The 19,901-nt window shown below is 73.8% G+C and carries 22 protein-coding genes; 8 read left to right on the top strand and 14 right to left on the bottom strand.

What is annotated here, in order from left to right; all coding sequences use genetic code 11:
- Nucleotides 1-8: 8 nt before the first annotated feature.
- From AB0J80_RS32425 to AB0J80_RS32405, 5 genes are read right to left on the bottom strand one after another with little or no spacing between them, the layout of a single operon-like run.
- Nucleotides 9-1,043 (bottom strand): lysylphosphatidylglycerol synthase transmembrane domain-containing protein, encoded by a 1,035-nt coding sequence (locus tag AB0J80_RS32425; protein ID WP_364712697.1) that lies wholly within the window; start codon nt 1,041-1,043, stop codon nt 9-11.
- 58 nt (nt 1,044-1,101) lie between these two features.
- Nucleotides 1,102-1,899 carry a class I SAM-dependent methyltransferase gene (locus AB0J80_RS32420; protein ID WP_364712694.1) on the bottom strand — a complete coding sequence of 266 codons (798 nt, stop codon included), beginning with the start codon at nt 1,897-1,899 and terminating at the stop codon, nt 1,102-1,104.
- Nucleotides 1,896-2,933 (bottom strand): glycosyltransferase family 4 protein, encoded by a 1,038-nt coding sequence (locus tag AB0J80_RS32415; protein WP_364712691.1) that lies wholly within the window; start codon nt 2,931-2,933, stop codon nt 1,896-1,898. Before AB0J80_RS32415 ends, AB0J80_RS32420 begins: the two co-directional genes overlap by 4 nt.
- Complete coding sequence (locus AB0J80_RS32410; RefSeq protein WP_364712688.1) at nt 2,930-3,328, bottom strand: 6-carboxytetrahydropterin synthase; 399 nt, start codon at nt 3,326-3,328, stop codon at nt 2,930-2,932. Before AB0J80_RS32410 ends, AB0J80_RS32415 begins: the two co-directional genes overlap by 4 nt.
- Nucleotides 3,329-4,312: a zinc-binding alcohol dehydrogenase gene (locus tag AB0J80_RS32405; protein WP_364712686.1), complete on the bottom strand. Its 984-nt coding sequence runs from the start codon at nt 4,310-4,312 to the stop codon at nt 3,329-3,331. It abuts the gene before it with no gap.
- 129 nt (nt 4,313-4,441) lie between these two features.
- On the opposite strand from AB0J80_RS32405, the gene AB0J80_RS32400 reads away from it, so the two are divergent.
- A complete protein-coding gene (locus AB0J80_RS32400) occupies nt 4,442-5,221 on the top strand; it encodes a CDP-alcohol phosphatidyltransferase family protein (RefSeq protein WP_364712683.1) in 780 nt (259 codons plus the stop codon).
- A gap of 6 nt (nt 5,222-5,227) precedes the next feature.
- Here the strand turns inward: AB0J80_RS32400 and AB0J80_RS32395 are convergent, their stop codons facing one another.
- The 4 genes from AB0J80_RS32395 to AB0J80_RS32380 form a co-directional block, all read right to left on the bottom strand.
- Nucleotides 5,228-6,112, bottom strand: a complete 885-nt coding sequence (locus AB0J80_RS32395; protein ID WP_364712682.1) for an ABC transporter substrate-binding protein — start codon at nt 6,110-6,112, stop codon at nt 5,228-5,230.
- Between the two features lie 415 nt (nt 6,113-6,527).
- A complete protein-coding gene (locus AB0J80_RS32390) occupies nt 6,528-6,893 on the bottom strand; it encodes a hypothetical protein (protein WP_364712680.1) in 366 nt (121 codons plus the stop codon).
- A gap of 76 nt (nt 6,894-6,969) precedes the next feature.
- Nucleotides 6,970-7,743, bottom strand: coding sequence for an alpha/beta hydrolase-fold protein (locus AB0J80_RS32385; RefSeq protein ID WP_364712980.1), 774 nt, complete (start codon nt 7,741-7,743; stop codon nt 6,970-6,972).
- Nucleotides 7,744-7,788: 45 nt separating this feature from the next.
- Nucleotides 7,789-7,992 (bottom strand): hypothetical protein, encoded by a 204-nt coding sequence (locus AB0J80_RS32380; protein ID WP_364712677.1) that lies wholly within the window; start codon nt 7,990-7,992, stop codon nt 7,789-7,791.
- Nucleotides 7,993-8,241: 249 nt separating this feature from the next.
- Here AB0J80_RS32380 and AB0J80_RS32375 point away from each other — a divergent pair, with 249 nt between their 5' ends.
- Genes AB0J80_RS32375 through AB0J80_RS32365 form a run of 3 tightly spaced genes read left to right on the top strand, consistent with a single transcriptional unit; the run spans nt 8,242 to nt 11,367 of the window.
- The gene (locus AB0J80_RS32375; RefSeq protein ID WP_364712675.1) at nt 8,242-9,006 is read left to right on the top strand and encodes a hypothetical protein; all 765 of its coding nucleotides are present in this window, start codon (nt 8,242-8,244) and stop codon (nt 9,004-9,006) included.
- A 58-nt stretch (nt 9,007-9,064) separates the two neighbouring features.
- Nucleotides 9,065-10,909, top strand: coding sequence for a molecular chaperone HtpG (gene htpG, locus AB0J80_RS32370; protein WP_364712672.1), 1,845 nt, complete (start codon nt 9,065-9,067; stop codon nt 10,907-10,909).
- Nucleotides 10,910-10,968: 59 nt separating this feature from the next.
- Nucleotides 10,969-11,367, top strand: a complete 399-nt coding sequence (locus AB0J80_RS32365; protein ID WP_364712670.1) for an HIT family protein — start codon at nt 10,969-10,971, stop codon at nt 11,365-11,367.
- A 2-nt stretch (nt 11,368-11,369) separates the two neighbouring features.
- Here the strand turns inward: AB0J80_RS32365 and thrS are convergent, their stop codons facing one another.
- The 4 genes from thrS to AB0J80_RS32345 form a co-directional block, all read right to left on the bottom strand.
- Nucleotides 11,370-12,611, bottom strand: coding sequence for a threonine--tRNA ligase (gene thrS, locus AB0J80_RS32360; protein WP_364712667.1), 1,242 nt, complete (start codon nt 12,609-12,611; stop codon nt 11,370-11,372).
- A 180-nt stretch (nt 12,612-12,791) separates the two neighbouring features.
- Nucleotides 12,792-13,637 (bottom strand): PfkB family carbohydrate kinase, encoded by an 846-nt coding sequence (locus AB0J80_RS32355; RefSeq protein ID WP_364712664.1) that lies wholly within the window; start codon nt 13,635-13,637, stop codon nt 12,792-12,794.
- A 5-nt stretch (nt 13,638-13,642) separates the two neighbouring features.
- Nucleotides 13,643-13,798 (bottom strand): hypothetical protein, encoded by a 156-nt coding sequence (locus AB0J80_RS32350; RefSeq protein ID WP_364712662.1) that lies wholly within the window; start codon nt 13,796-13,798, stop codon nt 13,643-13,645.
- 97 nt (nt 13,799-13,895) lie between these two features.
- A complete protein-coding gene (locus AB0J80_RS32345; RefSeq protein ID WP_364712659.1) occupies nt 13,896-14,774 on the bottom strand; it encodes an amidohydrolase family protein in 879 nt (292 codons plus the stop codon).
- A gap of 45 nt (nt 14,775-14,819) precedes the next feature.
- Between AB0J80_RS32345 and AB0J80_RS32340 the strand changes: the two genes are divergently transcribed.
- Together AB0J80_RS32340 and AB0J80_RS32335 are read left to right on the top strand one after the other, a co-directional pair.
- Entirely contained in the window at nt 14,820-16,349 is a 1,530-nt protein-coding gene (locus tag AB0J80_RS32340) for a DHA2 family efflux MFS transporter permease subunit (RefSeq protein WP_364712657.1), read from the top strand.
- Nucleotides 16,346-16,933, top strand: a complete 588-nt coding sequence (locus AB0J80_RS32335) for a TetR family transcriptional regulator (protein ID WP_364712654.1) — start codon at nt 16,346-16,348, stop codon at nt 16,931-16,933. Before AB0J80_RS32340 ends, AB0J80_RS32335 begins: the two co-directional genes overlap by 4 nt.
- On the opposite strand, the gene AB0J80_RS32330 is transcribed toward AB0J80_RS32335, so the two are convergent.
- Entirely contained in the window at nt 16,930-17,487 is a 558-nt protein-coding gene (locus AB0J80_RS32330) for a TetR/AcrR family transcriptional regulator (protein WP_364712651.1), read from the bottom strand. The two genes, AB0J80_RS32335 and AB0J80_RS32330, sit on opposite strands and share 4 nt — an antisense overlap.
- A gap of 67 nt (nt 17,488-17,554) precedes the next feature.
- Between AB0J80_RS32330 and AB0J80_RS32325 the strand changes: the two genes are divergently transcribed.
- Both AB0J80_RS32325 and AB0J80_RS32320 read left to right on the top strand, forming a co-directional pair.
- A complete protein-coding gene (locus tag AB0J80_RS32325; RefSeq protein ID WP_364712648.1) occupies nt 17,555-18,238 on the top strand; it encodes an SDR family oxidoreductase in 684 nt (227 codons plus the stop codon).
- A 33-nt stretch (nt 18,239-18,271) separates the two neighbouring features.
- Nucleotides 18,272-19,774 carry an SLC13 family permease gene (locus tag AB0J80_RS32320; RefSeq protein ID WP_364712645.1) on the top strand — a complete coding sequence of 501 codons (1,503 nt, stop codon included), beginning with the start codon at nt 18,272-18,274 and terminating at the stop codon, nt 19,772-19,774.
- Nucleotides 19,775-19,901 lie beyond the last annotated feature (127 nt).

The raw sequence follows: 19,901 nt of genomic DNA, 5'->3' as shown, positions 1-19,901 counted from the left end.
CGGCAGCCTCACGCACCGCTGCCGACCAGCTCCCGCACGGGCGGCGCGGGCTGAGGGCGTACGGTCACCAGCTCCGCGGGCACCGCGGCCGGCTCGCCCGGGGCCTGGGCCTTCGCGCGTCCGCGGGCGGCCCGGGACACGATGACGACCAGGCCGGGCAGGGCGGCGACGAAGGCGAAGAGCCCGTAGACGACCGCGATGGTGAGGCCCTGGGCGGCGCTGAGGCCGGCCGCGCCGAACGCCCACGCGGTCACGCCCTCGCGGGGTCCCCAGCCGCCGATGCTCACCGGCAGCGTCATCGCCAGCAGCGCCAGCAGCATCAGCGGGATCAGGCGCAGCACCGGCGCGTGCGAGCCGGCGGCACGGGCCGCCACGACGAACGTCGCCAGGTGCCCGGCCAGCACGAGGGTGGAGGCGAGCACGATTCCGGGCCAGTTGCGGCGGGCCAGGAGGCCGGCGCGGATCTCGGCGAGCGCGGTCCGGGCGGCGCGGGCCCAGCGGGAGGCTCCGCTGCGCAGCCGGCCCACCGCGGCGACCAGCAGGACCGCGACGCCCGCGAGGACGGCCGCGGCCACGGCGACCGCGCGGCCGTGCTCGCGCAGCTGCGCCAGGACGGGCGACGGTACGGTCACCAGCACCCCGAGCCCCACGGACAGCAGCACGATCTGTCCCGCCGTGCGTTCGAGCACCACGGCCCGGACGCTGCGGCCGACGTCGCCCTCCTCCCGGCCGTGCTGGACGGCCCGGTCGACGTCCCCGAGCACCCCGCCCGGCAGGGCCGCGTTGATGAACAGCGCCTTGTAGTAGTCGGCGACCGCGCCGCGCAGCGAGAGCCGCAGGCCCAGGCCGCGGGCCACCAGGCACCAGCGCCAGGCGCTGAGCACGGTGGTCGCCACGCCGATCGCGAAGGCGGTGCCGAGCGCGCTCGCGTCGATCACCCGCAGCCCGTCGAGGAAGGCCCCGGTCCCCAGGCGCCAGAGCAGCACGGCGAGGATCCCCACCCCGCCGAGCAGCCGCACCCACGCCCAGATCGATCGATTCATTCCCCAGTCCCCTCCGTCACCCTTCTGCGACTAATACGTCCGGGCGGCGCGAGGCGGTTCAGTCTTTCTGCGCGAGAAGATCTTGATGCCCGACCGTGACCTTCAGCGTCCCGGCCGCCGCGTCCCGCAGCCGGTCCGCGAGATAGTCCTCGACCGGCAGGTCAGGGCGCTGCTCGACGGCCGCGGCGACCCAGCCGCGCAGCCACTCGGCGGCCAGCTCGGCGTGCTCCGGGCCGAGGCGCCACGGGCTGGGCCGGGTGGTGACCGAGGCGCCCGCCTTGGCGAAGGCCTCGGCCGCGGCGCCGACCGCCTCGGGGCCGAGCAGCCAGCGGCCGCCGATCTCCCGGCGCTGGTGCTCGTTGAACGCGGCGGCCACCGCGGCGTCCAGCGGGTGCGGCGGGTCGAGCGTCACCTCCCCGACGACGGTGAGGGTGAACAGGGCGGGGGTGCCGGCCGAGACGCACACGTCGGCGAGGGCCATGACCTCGTCGGCGGTGAACAGGTCGAGCAGCGCCGAGCAGGTGACCAGCGACACGTCCGCCAGGTCCTCCGTGGTGAGCGCCGTCACGTCGCCCTCGACGGTCTCCACGGTCACCGGGCTGCCGTCGGCCGCGGCCACGGGTGCGTGCGAGGCCGCGTACGCCAGCAGCGCCGGATCCCGGTCCTGCAGGACCCACCGCTGGGGGCCGGGGAGCCGCGGGGCGAGCCACCGCGCCATCGACCCGGTGCCGCACCCGAGGTCGCGCACCACCAGGGTCCCGTCGGTGCGCAGCAGGCCGGGCAGGTCGGTGGCGCGGGCGGCCGCGTCGGCCGGCTCGCGCAGGGTCAGCCAGTCGGTGCTGAACTCTCCGGTCATACGTGCAGTACCTCGCTCAGTCGTCGGGTCGTCTCGTCCCAGCCGCGCAGTCCGGTGCGGCGGGCCCGGGCGGCGGCCCGCCAGGACCGGCGCAGGCCGGGGTCGGTCAGCCACTGCCGCAGGGCCGTGGCCAGGGACTGTACGTCGCCGGGCGGCACCAGCCCACCCGGCATGGTGCCGTCCGGCGCCTCGCCGAGCGCCTCGGGTACGCCCTGGACCCGGGTGCCGAGCACCGGGATGCCGCGGGCCAGCGCCTCGGTGACGACCATCCCGTACGTCTCGGCGAGCGACGGGAGGACCAGCAGGTCGGCGGCGGCGTACGAGCTGTCCAGGGCGGCGCCGGTCCGGGTCCCGGCGAGGTGGATCCGGTCACCGGCGCGGGCGCGTACGCGGGCGGTGAACTCCGGGTCGCGGTCCAGGGCGCCCACGCAGACGCACTCCCACTCCAGGTCGTCGAGGGTCCGCAGCGCCTCGGCGAGCACGTCCTGGGCCTTGCGGGGCGTCACCGCGGCCACGCACAGCAGCCGCCCGCCGGCCGGGGTACCCGGGGCGAGCGGCGCGGGGTCCACACCCGGCGGGGCCACGTGGACGCTTCCGGCCGGCAGGCCGTGCAGGAACTCGAGGCGCCGGGCGGCGCCGGTGCTGGTCGCGACAACGGCCCGGGCCGCGTGCAGCGTCCGGCCTTCCCGTGCGGGCAGCTCCGGCGGCGCGCCGGTCTCGTCGCCGAGCGGGAGATGCACCAGCACGACGAGGTCCAGCCGGCCGGCCTCGGCCTCGACCACCTCGGGGACCGCGCAGGCGACCAGCCCGTCCAGCAGGACGGTGGAACGATCCGGCAGCTCCTGCAGCCGGGTGGTCAGGTGGGCGGTGTCCGGCGCCGACGGGTACGGCCACCGCCCCGCGACCGCGATCTCGTGCACCTCGCGGGTGGCGGCCAGGCCGGTCAGGACCCTGCGGTCGTACGTGTTGCCGCCGCTGGGTGCCGCCGGGTCGTCGATGTCGCCCGGCAGCACCACATGCAGCGGTCGGGTCACAGGTCCCGCTCGTAGCTCGCCCACGCGATGTGCGACTCGTGCAGCGTCACGGCGATGCCGGTGAGCCCGCTCGCCCCGGCGCCCAGCCCGCCGCCCGCCGCCTTGTCCGCGAGCCGGTCGGCGATGACCTTGGCGAGGAACTCCGTGGACGTGTTGACGCCGCGGAAGTCCGGCTCCTCGTCGAGGTTGCGGTAGCTCAGGGCGCCGCAGATCGCGTGCAGCTCCTGGCTCGCCAGGCCGATGTCGACGACGATGTTGTCCGCGTCCAGCTCGGGGCGCTTGAACGTCGCGTCGACGACGAACGTAGCGCCGTGCAGCTTCTGGGCGGGTCCGAAGACCTCGCCGGAGAAGCTGTGGGCGATCATGATGTGATCACGGACGGTGACGCTGAACATTCACTCTCCTGTCGGATAGGTGATGAGGTGGCACAGGGCCGGCAGCTCCCCGCCGGTCAGCCGGGGCATGACGGCAGGTAGCTCGGCGAAGCCCGACTCGCCGGTGAGCAGGGTGTCGAACACCGGGTCGGCGAGCAGGTCGAGGGCAACGGCGAGGCGGTCGGCGTACGAGCGGCGTCCGCGCCGGGCCGGGGCGATGCCGCCGACCTGGCTGCTGCGGATCGTCAGGCGCCGGGAGTGGAAGAACTCGCCGAGCGGGACCTCCACCTGGCGGTCGCCGTACCAGCTCAGCTCGATGACCGTACCTTCCGGCGCGAGCAGCTCGAGGGAGCGGGTCAGGCCGGCCGAGGAGGCGCTGGCGTGCACGACCAGGTCGCAGTCGCCGGTGGCGTCGGCGGGCAGCGCGAAGCCCACGCCCAGCGCCCGGGCCACCTCGGCCCGCGCCGGGTCCGCGTCGACGAGCTGCACCTTCGCCGCGGGGAAGCGTGACAGCACCGCCGCGACGCTCGCGCCCACCATGCCGGCGCCCACCACGGCGATCCGGTCTCCGACCAGGGGCGCCGCGTCCCACAGGGCGTTCAGCGCGGTCTCCACAGTGCCGGCGAGCACCGCCCGCGACGCCGGTACGGACTCCGGCACGACGGTGACCGCCTCGGCGGGGACGACGTAGTGCGTCTGGTGGGGGTACAGGCAGAACACCGTGCGGCCGAGCAGGTGCTCGGGGCCCTGTTCGACGACGCCGACGCTGAGGTAGCCGTACTTGACGGGGGCGGGGAAGTCGCCCTCCTGGAACGGGGCCCGCATGGCGGCGTGCTGGCTCTCCGGCACGCCGCCGCGGAACACGAGCGTCTCGGTGCCGCGGCTCACCCCGGAGTGCAGCGCGCGGACCAGCACCTCGTCGGGTCCGGGCTCGCTCAGGGTCACCGGCCGGATCTCGCCGGAACCGGGTGCGGCCACCCAGAACGCTTCCGCCGTACGTGTCATGCGGTGGTTTTCTCCTCGGACCGGTGAACCGAACGTGGCGAAGACGCGTGTTCAGGAGGGACTGCGGCAACCATACGCGGGACCCGATCTTGCGGATCCGGAGGCAGGGTGACTATGAGTATCGGCACGATGACGGCTCGTTCGGGACGGGGGCCGCTCGTGGGCGTGGCCGTGCAGGTCGCGCTCATGGCCGTCCTGGCCGCCACGACCGGGCTCAGCCTCGCCGGCTGGCTCGCCGGTACGGCGTACGCCATCGTGCTCTGCGTCCTGCTGCGCACCGGGCTCCGCCGCGCCGGGATGCGCGCGCTCGGCCCGGCCAACACGGTGACTCTGACCCGCGCCACCCTCGTCGGCGCCGTGACCGCCCTGGTGGTCACCTCCCTCGAGGGCGCGGTGAACCTGCCGGTCCTCGTCACGCTGGTCGCCGTGGCGCTCGCCCTGGACGCGGTCGACGGTCAGGTGGCGCGCCGCACCAACAGCACGACGGCCCTGGGTGCCCGCTTCGACATGGAGGTCGACTCCTTCCTCGCCCTCGTGCTCAGCGTCTTCGTCGCCGGGGTCTTCGGGTGGTGGGCGGTGGCTCTCGGCGCCTTCCGCTACGCCTTCGTCGTGGCGTCCTGGGCGGCGCCGTGGCTCAACGGCGCCCTTCCGCCGCGCTTCTCCCGCAAGACGGTCGCCGCGGTGCAGGGCGTGGTTCTCGTGGTCGCCACCACACGGCTGCTGCCGGACGCCGTCATGCTCGTCGCGGTGGCCGCCGTCACGCTCTCGCTGATCTGGTCCTTCGGCCTGGACATCGCCTGGTTGTGGCGCGCGGAGCAGGAACGCCGCCTGACCGTCGCAGCCGCCGCGCGCAGGGCCCGCACCCGTTCGGCCCGCCGGATTCGCCGGGCGGAACCGGTCAGCGCCTGAGGTCCGTCAGGCGATCCGGGCGATCGCGTCCGGCGGCGCGGCGGGCACCGCGTCCGGGTGCAGGATCGCCGTGATCGCCTCGACGCCGGCGACCAGCCGCGGGCCGGGGCGCACCACCAGGCCGTCGCCGTCGATCGCCCACACCTGCGCATCGGGGAAGTGCGGCACCACCCGGGCGGCCTGCTCGGCCGCACCGGCCAGGTGGAAGCCGCACGGTGTGACGAGCACGACCTCCGGGCGGGCGGCGGCCAGCTCGGCCCACGTCGTCTCCACCGAACGCCGGCCGGGCCGGGCGGCCACCGGCTCGCCGCCGGCGGCGGTCACCAGGTCGGGCACCCAGTGGCCGGCGGTGAACGGCGGATCCACCCACTCGACGACCGCGACCCGGGGTCGGGGCCGCCCGGCCACCGCCGCCGCCACGGCGTCCAGCCGGGCGCGCAACCCCGCCACCAGCGCCGCGGCGCGCTGGGGCACTCCCGCGCGGTCGCCCACCTCGAGGAACGTTTCCAGGACCTCCTCGAGGGAGTACGGATCGAGCGACACCACGTCGGCACGACACCCGAGATGGTCGAGCGCGTCCGACACGTGGTCGGACGGCAGCGCGCACACCCGGCACAGGTCCTGGGTCAGGATCAGCTCGGGATCCAGCTCGGACAGCGCGCCGGCGTGCAGGGTGTAGAGGTCGGCGCCCGCCGCCATCTGAGCCTTCACATAGGCGTCGATCTCCGCGGGGGACAGGCCGCGGGTGTCCCGGCCCCCGACCACCACCGTCTTGTCGCGCCGGGCGTGCGGCGGCTCGTCGCACTCGAACGTGACGCCGACCAGGTCGTCGCCGAGGCCGAGGGCGTACACGATCTCGGTGGCGGAGGGGAGCAGGGAGACCAGGCGCATAGCCACGGAGTCTGCCGCACGCCGGCGGCGTGTCTCGCGCGGTGCAGGTCCGGCGGGCGTGGCAGGGTCGGCCCGTGCCGATGCCTGATCTTGACACCTACACGCCGCACCGGACCGTCACGGACGCCGAGTTCGAGGGCGTTGCGGTCCCGGGACTGCGTGCCGAGTTCTTCCGCCGCCGCGAGGGCGAGCGGGTCGCCTCGGCAGGACGCTACTCGATGGGCGGCCGGGAGCTGCTGATCGCCTGGGGCTGGACCGACGAGGAGCACTGCCGCTGGTCGGCGGTGCGGGGACCCGGCCGGCTCCTGGCATCCGGAGACGGCGGGCTGCCCGGTGGTGCGGGTGCTGCGGGCCGGCCCGGGCCCGGACGCCCCGGTGTCGGGACTGGCCGTCCGGGCGCCGTCCGGCGAGTGGGTCACCGCCGGTCGGGGGCCGGTGCCGGCACGCTGACCCCGCGGCGGGCCAGGCGCAGGGAGGCGCCGGTCAGGGCCAGTGCGAGGACGAAGAGCGTGAGGTGCACGTACGGGTTCACCGCCGGCACGAACCCGATGACCGCCACCGGCACCTGGACGACCGCGACGAGCGCGGCCAGCAGCACCCGCCGGGGGCCACGCCACAGCAGGGCGGTCCAGGCCGGCGCGGAGACCACGGCGAGGGTCAGCCCGTCGAGCAGGGCGTGCAGGTTCGCGTTGTGAACGGCGTTGTGGGCGAAGGCCTGCGCGGGCGCGGCGACCCAGAGCGCGGCGAGGACGGATCCGACGAGGACGGTGGCACGACGCATGGCTTCCTCCGAGCGTTGTGGAACCGTTGCACTGAGTAATGACGCTACGGATCCCGGCCTCCCCGGGTAAAGGCCTCTAGGCATTCACTCGCGCGACGAGGTCGAAGGCCGCGGGGAGGCAGGTGCTCCAGTAGGCGAAGTTGTGCCGGCCACGGCTGAAGCTCCCTGCGGCCTTGGGCTGCGGCAACGCGCGCTCCAGCTCCCGTACGCGGGGCAGCAGCCCGTCCTCGGTGCCGCACCACAACCCGACCGGGACGCCGCGCAGCGCCGCCGCGTGAGTGAGCACCTCATCCCCCAGCGGCACGGCGGGTGAGAGGGCGGCGACCGCCCGCACGAACCTTGGGAAGGTCTCGGCCAGCAGCAGGGACCCGTAGCCGCCCATCGACCAGCCGGCCACCGTGAGTTTCGTGGTGTCGAAGCCCCGCTCGGCGCACCAGGCCGGGATCTCCTCGTGCACCATCCGCTGCGGGTCGTCGGCGCCGGAGGGCCGCCATGCCAGCCGGTCCCCGGTGGCCCCGGCCAGGACGAACGGCGGGTTGCCCCGGCGGGCCGAGTCCGTGACGAACCTGCCCAGCCCCAGCGCGGGGAAGTCGGCAGCGGTCTTCGAGGCGCCGTGCAGGACGAGGCAGACCGGCAGGCCGCGGCCGTCGCCGTGCCCGGCCGGGACCGCGGTGTAGAAGTCGACGGTGCGGCCCCTGGCCCGCGAGTGCCGCTGCTCCAGGCGCTCGTCGCCCACGGGCACGTCCGGGACGACCGGCTCGGCGGCGGACCAGGACCGTGCGTAGCCGCCGGCGGCGACCACGGCCGTCGCGGCTGCCGCGCCGGTCAGCAGGGTGCGTCTGTTCATCAGCCGATCAACGCGCCGCGGGCCGCGGCGTGACGGCGCCCCGGCGGGTCAGCGGCAGCCGGGTCCCGAAGCCTGGCCGCGGACGATCCGGTACGCGGAGATGTCGCCCTTCACGTACGGCTTGAGGTCGGCCGTCCGCGCCGGGGTCCGGTTGTGCTGGGCGACGTACGCGACGATCGCGTCGTCCACCGTGCGGCAGGAGACCTGCTGCGCGACCTTGACGGCCGAGGTCTTCGTCCCGCCGACGTTCAACGTAGCGTAAGAAACGCCAACAACACTCACAGTGATTGCCGCGGCCATGGCGAGTTCGCTGAGTTTCACTCGTACTCCATCATCATCTCGGCCGGGACGTGAAGCACGATACAGAGAGTAGCGGCAGTCCGACAAGACCTACATTTGTCACACTGCGTAGTGAAGTCGCGGAAACGGTGGTGCGGCGACACGGAGGGAAATACGACCGAACCGCCTCGTAAGTCCTGTTCATGCCTGTATGACGGATTCATGGTCGAACTGACGAGGCGGGAAAAGCAGATCATCGGGTGCATGGCGCTGGTGTGCCTGGTGTCCGGAACGAGCGCGGTCGTGCTCGGGGCGGTGGATGAGCGGGAGGGCGTACCGGCGACCCGGGACCGGACCGTGGTGGCGGGTGCCGAGGAGGCGCTGGGCTCGGCGGCCCGGCCGGGCGGTGCGGCGCCGACGCGCACCGCGGCCCCGGGGCTGCCCGCACCGCAGACCGGAGCCCCGTCCCGGATCCGCACCCTGACCCCCTGGACCCCCGCGGCGAACGTGGTGGCCGGCACCGCGGCAGTGGCCGCCGCGACGGCGGCCGCCACGGCCGGTGCGACCACCGGGCCGGCCCCGGCACCGGTCACCGCCGCGCCGCAGGACACCACCGCGGCGCCCCGGCCGCCGGTCGTGATGCAGCCACCGGTGCCGACCCCGACCCGGGCCACCACTCGCCCGGCGCCGCATCGGCCCACCACCCCGGCCGCCACGACGCCGGCCACTCACGAGCCCACGACCCCGGCGACCACCCCCGCGGCCGACCCGGCGACCACCCCCGCGACCGACCCGGCGACCACTCCCGCGACGACACCGGCCACTGAGGAGCCGGCCCCGCCGGCCGAACCGGAACCGGCCAAGTCGGAGCCGCAGGGTGCGGACGGCGGACAGGACTTCCCGTGGGAGCCGGGCGCCGGCGGACTGCCCGGACCCGACTCGGTCAGCTGGCCGCCCGCGATGCCCGACGGGAACCCCTTCGGATAGGTCCGCGGCGGGTCCTACGATCAGCAGCGGGAAGACACCGCACGCACGGAGGGATGACATGAGCACCGAGACGCTGGAGTTCCAAGCCGAAGCGCGCCAGCTCCTGCAGCTGATGGTCCACTCGATCTACTCGAACAAGGACATCTTCCTGCGCGAGCTGATCTCCAACGCCTCCGACGCCCTGGACAAGCGGCGCCTCGCCGGCCTGCACGACGAGGCGCTGCGCGGCGAGGACCTGCACATCGAGATCCAGGCCGACAAGGACGCCCGCACGCTGACCGTGCGCGACAACGGCATCGGCATGTCGCGCGACGAGGTGGTCGGCCTCATCGGCACGATCGCCCGCTCCGGCACCGCCGAGATGCTGCGCCAGCTCAAGGAGAACAAGGAGTCCGCCGAGCTGATCGGTCAGTTCGGCGTCGGGTTCTACTCCACCTTCATGGTGGCCGACAACGTCACCCTGGTCACCCGCAAGGCCGGCGAGGACACGGGTACGCGCTGGGAGTCGGCCGGCGAGGGCACGTACACGATCGCGGAGGTCCCGGACGCGCCCGTGGGCACCGCGGTCACCGTCCACCTGCGCCCCAAGGACGAGGAGGACGCGCTCTACGACTACGCCGACGAGTGGAAGATCCGGGAGATCGTCAAGCGGTACTCGGACTTCATCTCGTTCCCGATCCGCCTGGTCAAGAGCGAGGGCGAGCCGGAGACCCTCAACTCCATGAAGGCCCTGTGGGCCCGGCCCCGCGCCGAGGTCAAGGACGAGGAGTACGCCGAGTTCTACCGGCACATCAGCCACGACTGGACCGACCCGCTCGAGATCATCAACCTCAAGGCGGAGGGCACCTTCGAGTACGAGGCCCTGCTGTTCATCCCGTCGCGGGCGCCGCACGACCTGTTCCAGCGCGACGGGCGCCGGGGCATCCAGCTCTACGTCAAGCGCGTGTTCATCATGGACGACAGCCGTGAGCTGATCCCCGACTACCTGCGCTTCGTCAAGGGCGTCGTGGACGCGGCGGACCTGTCGCTCAACATCTCCCGCGAGATCCTCCAGCAGGACCGGCACATCCAGCTGATCCGGCGCCGGCTCGCCAAGAAGGTCCTCTCCACCGTCAAGGACCTGATGACCAAGGACCAGGAGAAGTACCGCACCTTCTGGCGCGAGTTCGGCCGCGCGGTCAAGGAGGGCCTGCTCGGCGAGGCCGACGACCAGAAGGCCATCCTGGACGTCGCGTCCTTCGCCTCCACCGCCGGCGACGAGCCGACCACCCTGGCCGACTACGTCTCGCGGATGAAGGAGGGCCAGGACGCGATCTACTTCATGACCGGCGAGAGCCGCGCCCAGGTCGAGAACTCCCCGCACATGGAGGCGTTCAAGGCCCAGGGGTACGAGGTCCTGCTGCTCACCGACCCCGTGGACGAGATCTGGGTCGAGGCCGTGCCCGAGTACGACGGCAGGAAGCTGCAGTCGATCGCGCGCGGCACCGTCGACCTGCCGTCGGACGAGAAGCCCTCCGAGGAGACGACCGGCGAGTTCGCGCCGCTGCTGACCTGGCTGGGCGAGACCCTCGACGAGGTCAAGGAGGTGCGCCTGTCGACCCGGCTGACCACCTCCCCGGCCTGCCTGGTCAGCGACGCCGCCGACATCACCCCGACGCTGGAGAAGATGTACCGGGCGATGGGGCAGCAGGTGCCGCCGGTCAAGCGCATCCTCGAGCTCAACCCCGAGCACCCGCTGGTCACCGGCCTGCGGGACGCGTACGGCCGGCGCGCCGACGACCCGGCCCTGCCCGAGACGGCGGAGCTGCTGTACGGCACCGCCCTGCTCGCCGAGGGTGGTGACCTCACCGACCCCGCCCGGTTCGCGAAGCTCCTCGCCGATCGGCTGGCCCGTACCGTCTGAGCATGAACCTCGCCGCCCGGGCCCGGCGCCGGGCCCGGGCGGCGTGATGTGATGGGCGTATGCCGACGATCTTCTCCAGAATCATCAACGGTGAGCTGCCCGGCCGGATCGTCTGGTCCGACGACCGGGTGGCCGCGTTCCTCACCATCGCGCCGCTGACGCCCGGGCACACCCTCGTCGTGCCGCGCGCCGAGGTGGACGAGTGGACGGATCTCGAACCGGAGCTGGTCGCGCACCTGATGACCGTGAGCCGGACGATCGGCGCCGCCCTCAAGCGGGCCTTCGACGCGCCCCGGATCGGGCTGGTCGTCGCCGGGTTCGAGGTGCCGCATGCGCACGTCCACGTCTTCCCGGCCCGCGACATGGCGGACTTCGACTTCGCCCGGGCGGACGCCGACGTCAGCGCCGAGGAGCTGGACGCGAACCACAAGCGCATCCTGGACGCACTGGCGGCCTGACGTCAGGTGCCGGACACGTCGGGTGGCAGGAGCCCGGGGCTGCGCGCTGCCACCAGGCCCGCGACCATGGCGATCGCCTCCGCCCCGGGCCGGGCGGGTAGCTGCCGGCCGTCGCGCAGCCGCAGCGCCACCGCACCCCGGGGCTCCTCTCGGTCGCCGATGACCGCGGCGTACGGGATCCGGCGCCGGGCCGCATCCCGGATCCGGGCTCCGACGGTGCCGTCGGCGCACACCTCGGCACGCAGGCCGGCGGCTACCGCGTCGCGGGCGAACCCCTCGGCGGCGGGCAGCTGGGCGGAGCCCACCGGCAGGACGGCGATCTGCACGGGGGAGAACCACACCGGGAAGGCGCCGGCGTGGATCTCGAGGAGGTGCGCGAACAACCGCTCGAACGAGCCGACGAGGCTGCGGTGCACCAGCACCGGCCGGGACCGCCCGCCCGACGCGTCCGAGTAGGCCAGGCCGAAGCGGGCCGGCTGGTGAAAGTCGACCTGGACGGTGGACAGGGTGGACTCGCGGCCGGCCGGGTCGGCGACCTGCACGTCGATCTTCGGCCCGTAGAACGCCGCCTCGCCCGCCGCCACCGCGTACGGCACGGCCGCCTCGTCGAGCGCCTCCCGCAGCAGGCGCTCGGCGCGCTCCCAGGACTCGTCGTCCCCGGCGTACTTCCCGCCGTCGCCGCGCAGCGACAAGCGGTAGGACGAGGCGCGCAGGCCCAGTGCCTCGTGCGCCTGGCGCAGCAGCCGCAGCGCTCCGGCGACCTCCGCGCCGGCCTGCTCGGCGGCGCAGAAGACGTGACCGTCGTTGAGCGAGATGGACCGGACCCGGGCCAGGCCGCCCAGCACGCCGGAGCGTTCCGCGCGGTACATGGTGCCGAGCTCGGCGATGCGCAGCGGCAGGTCCCGGTACGAGCGCTGCCGGGACCTGAACACCAGCGCGTGGTGCGGGCACAGGCTGGGCCGCAGCATCAGCGCGTCGTCGCCCCCGCCGAGGTGCAGCGGCGGGAACATGTCGCCGGCGAAGTGGGCCCAATGGCCCGAGAGCTCGTACAGCTCCTGTTTTCCGAGCGCCGGCGAGTACACGTGCCGGTAGCCGGCGCGGCGCTCGAGGTCGCGGACGTACGCCTCCACCTCATGCCGGGCCGCGGCGCCCTCCGGCAGCCAGAACGGCAGCCCGGCGCCGATGAGCGGGTCGGAGTCGAAGACGTCGAGCTCGCGCCCGAGCCTGCGATGGTCGATGGCCATGATGTCCCCCTGGTCTCGTGGCCGGGGAGAGGCCGGGACGCACGACGGCCCCGGGCATCTCGCCCGGGGCCGTGTCGTCGCTCGAGAATGGATCAGCGCGAACGTACGCCGGGGTGTCCCGGCGTCGTCGTCACCATCCTGGCGTGCATGCCGCCGATGGTAGGCGCGTGCGGGGTGTGGTCACGAGCGGTTTAAGGCCGCCAGCCACGAGCGCGGGCCGCGGTGGCGGACACGGATGCCGGCGATCGTCACGGCGTACCGCAGGGCCTCGGGGGTGTCGGCACCGCGCGCGACGGCGACCGTCAGGGCACCGTGGAACGCGTCTCCGGCGCCGGCCGTGTCGACGGCCTCCACCAGCGGCACCTCGATCTCGCCGGCGGCGTCGCCCGACCACCACCGCACCGGTTCCGGTCCGCGCGTGATCGCGCCGCGGTGCACGCCCATCGCCCGTAGCGAGTCCTCCACGGGCGAGTCGCCGGGCGGGCGGAAAGCGGCCGAGCAGGCGGCGAACGCGGCACGGGGGAGCAGCTCGGCGAAGATCGGCCGCCAGCTGCCCGCATCCAGCACGAGCGGCCGCCCGCTGCGCGCGGCGGCCCGGGCCAGTGCCGGGTGATGCCCGTCGGCCAGCACGGCGTCCGCGGTGGCCAGCGCCTCCTCGAGACCCTCCGGTACGCCCACAGCCGCGCCCCGGGCGTTGCGGCTGACGATCGTGCGCTGACCGGTGCCCTCCAGAACGGTGACCGCGGAGACCGGCGGGGGCGCGGTGGCGTGCGGCGTGGCGTCCAGCAGCGTCACGCCGCAGGCGGCCAGGTCGGCGCGGACGAGGTCGCCGAGCGGGTGGGCCCCCACGGCGGTGACCAGGGTGACGTCGGCGCCGAGGGCCGCCGCGGTGACCGCCGCGTTCGTGGCCGGGCCGCCCGCGGCGACCTCCGCGGAGAGCGCCTCCGCCTTCTCGTCGAGGCCGGGTAGCCGCTCCACGCGCTGCACGAGGTCCACCGTGGCGAGCCCGGCGCAGACCACCCGCACGGCGGTCAGGACGCCAGGTCGGAGAAGAAGACGCCGATGTTGCGGAACACCTGCGCCACGCCGTTGCCGATGCCCTGCGCGATGTCCGCGGCGGGGCCGGGGTTGGTGCCGATGTAGAAGATGACCAGGATGAGCACGATCCAGCCGACGGCCTTCTTCATCGTCGCCGGTCACCTCCTGTGCGGGCGCGCCGGTCTCCGGCGCGGTCGAAGGGCATCGTGACACAGCCGCGCACGCCCGGCCTGCCGCAACGCGCCGTCAGAGGCCGAGGAGCCGGGCCGCGTTGTGCCAGCACACCGCCGCGGTCCACGCGTCGCCGAGGCCGAGGGCGGCCAGCGACTCGAGTTGGTGGGCGTACGGGTAGGGGATGTTGGGGAAGTCGCTGCCCAGCAGGACCTTGCCGGCCAGGCCGAGGTCGCGCAGGCGGGGCAGCAGGTCGCGGGGGAAGGGCGCGAGGTCCTCGAAGAAGCGGGTGAACGCCATCGTGGTGTCCAGCCCCGCCCGCTCGTAGCGCTCGGCGAGCTCGAGGAAGCCGGCGTACTCGGGGGCGCCCAGGTGGGCGGCGATCATCGTCAGGCGCGGGTGCTGGGCCAGGACCTCGCCGATCGGGCCGGGTCCGGTGAAGCCGTGCGCCACCGGACCCGAGCCGGCGTGCACGATGACCGGCGTACCGGACTCGGCCAGCAGCCCCCACGCCTCGTGCAGGGCGTCGTCGCGGGGGTCGAAGCCGCCGACCTGAAGGTGCAGCTTGAAGATCCGCGCGCCGCGGTCCAGCGCCGACCGGACGTCGCGGCCCGCCGAGGCCTCGGGGAAGAACGTGGCGCTGGGCAGGCAGCCCGGGGTGCGCGCGGCGAAGTCCAGCGTCCAGGCGTTGAGGTCCGCCGCCATGCCGGGGCGGTGGGCGTACGCGAGAGCGGAGAAGACCCGGACGCCGAGCCGGCCCAGCTCGGCGACGCGCTCGGCCTCGGTGCCGCGGTAGCGGATCGGCCAGTCGCGGCCGATCAGCGGTCCCGCCTCGTCGAAGTGTGCCCAGACGCGCCGCTGCATCCGCTCGGGCAGGAAGTGGGTGTGCACGTCGGCCAGGCCCGGGAGGCCGAGCGCCGCAGCGAAGTCGGTCACGTCCCGATGATGACGCATCTCACATTCTGACTGACTCTGGCTTTTGACAGTTACTCTCATTTCATGGCTACCTCCACTTCGCGTTGGTGGGCGCTCGGAGCGCTCTCCCTCAGCACGATCGCCATCGGCCTGGACGGCACGGTGCTGTCCGTGGCGCTGCCCACGCTCGCCGGTGACCTGCAAGCGTCCACCGGGGACCTGCAGTGGTTCACGACCTCCTACCTCCTGGTCCTGGCGGCCGCGCTGCTCCCCGCCGGGATGCTCGGCGACCGCTTCGGGCGCAAGCGCATGCTGCTCGGCGCGCTCGCCCTCTTCGGCCTGGCCTCGGCCGCCTGCTCGTACGCGACCAGCTCCGGCCAGCTCATCGCCGCCCGCGCGGGGCTCGGCCTCGGCGCGGCGGTGATCATGCCGCTCAGCTCCGCCGTCCTCACGGTGATCTTCGAGCCGGCCGAGCGGACCCGGGCGCTGACCGTCTGGATCACCGCCAACACCCTCGGCATCCCGCTCGGCCCGCTGGTCGGCGGCTGGCTGCTCGACCACTTCTGGTGGGGCTCGGTCTTCCTCATCAACCTGCCGCTGGTCGTGGCCGGAATCGTCGCCGTCGCGCTGTGGGTGCCCGAGTCGCACGGCGACCGCACCCGGCGCATCGACGTCCCCGGGATCGCCCTGTCGGCGGCCGGCCTGGTCGCCCTCACGTACGGGATCATCGAGGTCGGCGAACGCGGCTGGACCGAACCCCGCTCGCTGGTCACCGTCGCCGCCGGCGCGGCCCTCATGGCCGCCTTCGTGCTCTGGCAACGGCGCTCGACGGCGCCGCTGGTGGACCTGGACCTGTTCCGCTCCCGCGGCTTCACCTGGGGCACGGTCCTCGCGACCCTGGCCAGCTTCGGCATGTTCGGCCTGCTCTTCGCGCTCCCGCTGCTGTTCCAGGCGGTCCAGGGCAACGACGCGTTCGGCACCGGCCTGCGCCTGCTGCCGGTCATCGGCGGCCTGATGGCCGGCGCCCGGATCGCCGGTCGTCTCGAACCGCGGCTCGGCGCGAAACCGGTCGTCACCACCGGCATGGCGCTGCTGGCAGCCGGGCTGCTCACCGGTACGGCCACCGGCCCCGGCACCGGGTACGCCTTCATCGCCTGCTGGGTGACCCTCACCGGCATCGGCCTCGGCTTCGCCATGCCCCCGGCGATGAACGCGGCCCTCGGCGCGTTGTCGCGGGAGCGCAGCGGCGTCGGCTCGGGCCTGATCCAGGCCATGCGCCAGGTCGGCAGCGCGATCGGGGTGGCGGTGCTCGGCACGGTGCTCAACGCCGCGTACCGCGACGGCATCGACCACGCCGGGCTGCCCGACGCCGCCCGCGACAGCGTCTCCACCGGCGTGGCGGTGGCGTCCCGGCTCGGTGACCCGGGCGCCCTCGAGGCGGTGCGGTCCGCGTTCACCGACGGCATGGGTACGGCGCTGCTGGTGGCCGGCGTGGTGGCGGTCGCCGGAGCGGTCCTCGCGGCTCTCTTCCTCCCCGGGCGCCCGGCTCGCTCGCAGGAGGAGGTCCCCCTCGCGCCGGTTCCGCCCCAGCCGGCGGCAGAATCGACGGTATGACCTCGCCGGGACTACGGGAACGCAAGAAGGCCAGGACGCGCGCCGCCATCCGCGAGCACGCCCTGCGGCTCTTCGAGGAACGGGGCTACGCCGCCACGACGGTCGACCAGATCGCCGAGGCGGCGGAGGTCTCCCCGAGCACCTTCTTCCGGTACTTCCCCACCAAGGAGGACGTCGTCCTCACCGACGACGTCGACCCCCTGCTGCTGGCCGCGCTGCGCGAGCAACCGGCCGACCTGCACCCGGTGGAAGCGGTGAAGCGCAGCATCCGGCAGGTCTTCGGCGGCATGAGCGCCGAGGAGTGGGCCGCGGAGCGGCGCCGGCAGCAGATCCTGCAGTCGGTCGACGACCTTCGCGCCCGGGCGCTGCGCCAGTACACGGACACGCTCGGGATGCTCGCCACCGCGGTCGCGGAATGGGCCGGCCTGCCGGCGGACGACTTCTCCGTCCGGGTCTTCGCCGGCGCGGTCATGGGCGCGGGCCTGGCGGCCCTGCCCGCGAGCGGGGTCTTCGAGGACGACGACTTCGCCGCCCTGGACCGTGCCCTCGACCTGCTGCAGGCGGGACTACCGCTGGGCTCCTAGGCCAGGGACTGCCGGGCCGCGGCCAGGATGCGGTCGGAGATCGGCGTGCCGGCCGTGGCACGGGCGAGCAGCAGGGCGCCGACCATCGTGGCGACCGCGGCCAGGTCCTCGTCGCCGTTCTCGCGGGCCATCCAGCGGGCGAACGCCTCGACGCCTCGGGCGTACGGCTGCCGGGCCGGGCTCGAGGGATCCTCGCGGGCCAGGTCGGGGCCGAGGCCGGTCGCCGGGCAGCCGCTGCCGGCGTCGTCGCGGTGCTCGGGGGAGAGATAGCGCTCGACCAGGTCGCGGCGCGCCGCGTCATGGTCGCCGGCATGCTCGTCGTCGAGGCCGGTCAGACGCTCGCCGTGGTCCGCGAACGCACGGCTGGTGGCCTCGGCGACAAGGGCCTCCTTCGAGGCGAACTGCTTGTAGAAGCCGCCGTGTGTCAGCCCGGCCGCGCCCATGAGGTCGGCCACGCTGACCCCTTGGACGCCGCGCTCGCGGAACAGGTGGGCGGCCGTACGCACCACGCGCTCGCGGTTCTCCTGTGCCTGTGCCTGTGAGACCCGTGCCATGGGAACCATTGTATGACGTCCGTCATCTAACCTTGCCGGGATAAGATTACGTTCATAATCTATCGGCATGGACATCGAGAACTCCGTCGCCCTCGTCACCGGCGCCAACCGCGGCCTCGGCCGCCGCTTCGCCGCCCAGCTCGTCGAGCGCGGCGCCAAGGTCTACGCCGCCGCCCGGCGTCCCGACACGATCGACCTGCCGGGCGTGATCCCGGTGCAGCTGGACATCACCGACGCCGCGTCGGTCGCGCGAGCCGCCGAGATCGCCGCGGACGCCACCCTCGTGGTCAACAACGCCGGTACGAGCACCGGCGCCACGCTGCTCGACGGCGACCTCGACCAGATCCGCCTGGAGATGGAGACTCACTACTTCGGCACGCTCGCCGTCACGCGGGCCTTCGCGCCGGTCATCGAGCGCAACGGGGGCGGGGCGTTCCTCAACGTGCTGTCCGTGCTGTCCTGGGCGCACCCCGCGGGCCTGGGGGCGTACTCGTCGGCCAAGGCGGCCGAGTGGGCGCTCACCGACGCCGTACGCGAACACCTCGCCCCGCGCGGCGTCCAGGTCTCCGCCCTGCATGTGGGGTGGATGGACACGGACATGGCGTCCTCCATTCCGGCCGAGCAGAAGACGGACCCGGCGGTCGTGGCCGAGCTGGCGCTGGACGCGGTGGCGAAGGGTCAGCCGGAGATCGTGGCCGACGAGTTCACGCGTACGGTCAAGCGGAACCTGTCCTCGGCGCCCCGGGGCTGATTCGATTTCCTTCGATCAGGGTACGGCTCGCCCATGACAGCGCACGCCGCTCCCGTGCTGGCGGCGGAGGCCATCACCTCCGCCGGTACCGGCCAACTGATCCTCGCCGCGGTGCTCGGTATCGCGGTCGTCATTCTGCTCATCGCCTGGGCAAAGTGGCATCCGTTCCTCGCCCTCATCCTCGGCGCGGCTGTGCTGGGGATCGTCGCCGGCGCCGCGCCCGGCGCCACCGTCAAGTCGTTCACCACCGGCGTCGGCAGCACCGCCGGCAACGTCGGGCTGCTGATCGCGCTCGGTTCCATGATCGGCGCCCTGCTCGCCGAGTCCGGCGGTGCCGACGGCATCGTCGCCACGATCGTCCGCAAGGTCTCGGGCTCGGCGCTGCCGTGGGCCATGGCGGGCGTCGCGGCGCTCGTGGGTCTGCCCCTGTTCTTCGAGGTCGGCGTCGTGCTGCTGGTGCCGATCGTGCTCCTGGTCGCGCAGCGCACCGACGTACCGCTGCTGAAGATCGGCATCCCGGCCCTGGCCGGCCTGTCGGTGCTGCACGGCCTCGTCCCTCCGCACCCCGGCCCGCTGGTGGCGATCTCCAGCCTGGGCGCGGACCTCGGCCTGACGCTGGCGTTCGGGCTGATCTGCGCCATCCCGACGGTGATCGTCGCGGGCCCGGTCTTCGGGAACTTCATCGCCAAGCGGGTGCCGGTCGCGCTTCCCGCCCGCGCGGCCGCCGCCCGGGAGCGGACCGCCGTGGCCGACCGCCCGGGTGCGGGGCCGGCCGGCGGTCAGGACTTCGTCGACCGTGACGACCTCGCCAACGCGGGCACCGGGGAACCGGACGAGCTCGTCGACCGCCGCCTGCCCGCCGGGCGGCGCAACCCCGGCTTCTGGCCCGCGGTGCTCACCGTGCTGCTGCCCATCGTGCTGATGCTGCTGCGGGCGGTCGCCGAGCTGGTCCTCGACGAGGGCACCCGCCTGCGGACCACCTTCGAGGTGCTCGGCGAGCCGGTCGTGGCGCTGCTCTTCGGCGTCCTGCTGGCGATGTGGACGCTGGGCAAGCGGGCCGGCTTCGACCGGGTGCAGACCTCGTCGGTCATCGGCGGGTCGCTGCCGCCGATCGCCGGCATCCTGCTCATCGTGGCCGCCGGCGGCGGGTTCAAGCAGGTCCTGGTGGACGCCGGGGTCGGCAACGTGGTGGCGGACGCCGCCAAGGACGCCAACATCTCGGCGCTGCTGCTCGGCTTCCTGGTCGCCGTCGGTATCCGGGTCGCCACCGGCTCGGCCACCGTCGCGACGATCACCGCCGCCGGCATCGTGGCCCCGCTCGCGGCCACGCTCGACAAGCCCGAGGTGTCGCTGCTGGCGCTGGCGATCGGATGCGGCTCGCTGTTCTTCTCGCACGTCAACGACGCCGGGTTCTGGCTGGTCAAGGAGTACTTCGGGATGACCGTCGGGCAGACCATCAAGACGTGGTCGGTGATGGAGACGGTGATCTCGGTGGTCGGCTTCGCCTGCGTGATGGTCCTCGACATCTTCGTCTGACCCGGCGCGGGGGGCCCCCCCCCCCCCCGGGGGGGGGGGGGGGGGGCGCGCCGCGGGCCCCGCCCCCCCCCCCCCCCCCCCGCCCCCCGCCGAAGGGAGGGGGGGGGGGGGGGGGAAAGGGTTTTTT

This window comes from Actinoplanes sp. NPDC049548 (assembly GCF_040676695.1).
Taxonomy (GTDB): Bacteria; Actinomycetota; Actinomycetes; order Mycobacteriales; family Micromonosporaceae; genus Actinoplanes.
This window is presented reverse-complemented; position numbering and strand designations above follow the sequence as displayed.

What these genes read in the sequence shown, in the direction of transcription:
- AB0J80_RS32425 (WP_364712697.1), bottom strand. Translation starts at nt 1,043, where the DNA reads ATGAATCGATCGATCTGGGCGTGGGTGCGGCTGCTCGGCGGGGTGGGG.
- AB0J80_RS32420 (WP_364712694.1), bottom strand. Translation starts at nt 1,899, where the DNA reads ATGACCGGAGAGTTCAGCACCGACTGGCTGACCCTGCGCGAGCCGGCC.
- AB0J80_RS32410 (WP_364712688.1), bottom strand. Translation starts at nt 3,328, where the DNA reads ATGTTCAGCGTCACCGTCCGTGATCACATCATGATCGCCCACAGCTTC.
- AB0J80_RS32405 (WP_364712686.1), bottom strand. Translation starts at nt 4,312, where the DNA reads ATGACACGTACGGCGGAAGCGTTCTGGGTGGCCGCACCCGGTTCCGGC.
- AB0J80_RS32400 (WP_364712683.1), top strand. Translation starts at nt 4,442, where the DNA reads ATGACGGCTCGTTCGGGACGGGGGCCGCTCGTGGGCGTGGCCGTGCAG.
- AB0J80_RS32395 (WP_364712682.1), bottom strand. Translation starts at nt 6,112, where the DNA reads ATGCGCCTGGTCTCCCTGCTCCCCTCCGCCACCGAGATCGTGTACGCC.
- AB0J80_RS32390 (WP_364712680.1), bottom strand. Translation starts at nt 6,893, where the DNA reads ATGCGTCGTGCCACCGTCCTCGTCGGATCCGTCCTCGCCGCGCTCTGG.
- AB0J80_RS32375 (WP_364712675.1), top strand. Translation starts at nt 8,242, where the DNA reads ATGGTCGAACTGACGAGGCGGGAAAAGCAGATCATCGGGTGCATGGCG.
- htpG (WP_364712672.1), top strand. Translation starts at nt 9,065, where the DNA reads ATGAGCACCGAGACGCTGGAGTTCCAAGCCGAAGCGCGCCAGCTCCTG.
- AB0J80_RS32365 (WP_364712670.1), top strand. Translation starts at nt 10,969, where the DNA reads ATGCCGACGATCTTCTCCAGAATCATCAACGGTGAGCTGCCCGGCCGG.
- thrS (WP_364712667.1), bottom strand. Translation starts at nt 12,611, where the DNA reads ATGGCCATCGACCATCGCAGGCTCGGGCGCGAGCTCGACGTCTTCGAC.
- AB0J80_RS32350 (WP_364712662.1), bottom strand. Translation starts at nt 13,798, where the DNA reads ATGAAGAAGGCCGTCGGCTGGATCGTGCTCATCCTGGTCATCTTCTAC.
- AB0J80_RS32345 (WP_364712659.1), bottom strand. Translation starts at nt 14,774, where the DNA reads ATGCGTCATCATCGGGACGTGACCGACTTCGCTGCGGCGCTCGGCCTC.
- AB0J80_RS32340 (WP_364712657.1), top strand. Translation starts at nt 14,820, where the DNA reads ATGGCTACCTCCACTTCGCGTTGGTGGGCGCTCGGAGCGCTCTCCCTC.
- AB0J80_RS32335 (WP_364712654.1), top strand. Translation starts at nt 16,346, where the DNA reads ATGACCTCGCCGGGACTACGGGAACGCAAGAAGGCCAGGACGCGCGCC.
- AB0J80_RS32330 (WP_364712651.1), bottom strand. Translation starts at nt 17,487, where the DNA reads ATGGCACGGGTCTCACAGGCACAGGCACAGGAGAACCGCGAGCGCGTG.
- AB0J80_RS32325 (WP_364712648.1), top strand. Translation starts at nt 17,555, where the DNA reads ATGGACATCGAGAACTCCGTCGCCCTCGTCACCGGCGCCAACCGCGGC.
- AB0J80_RS32320 (WP_364712645.1), top strand. Translation starts at nt 18,272, where the DNA reads ATGACAGCGCACGCCGCTCCCGTGCTGGCGGCGGAGGCCATCACCTCC.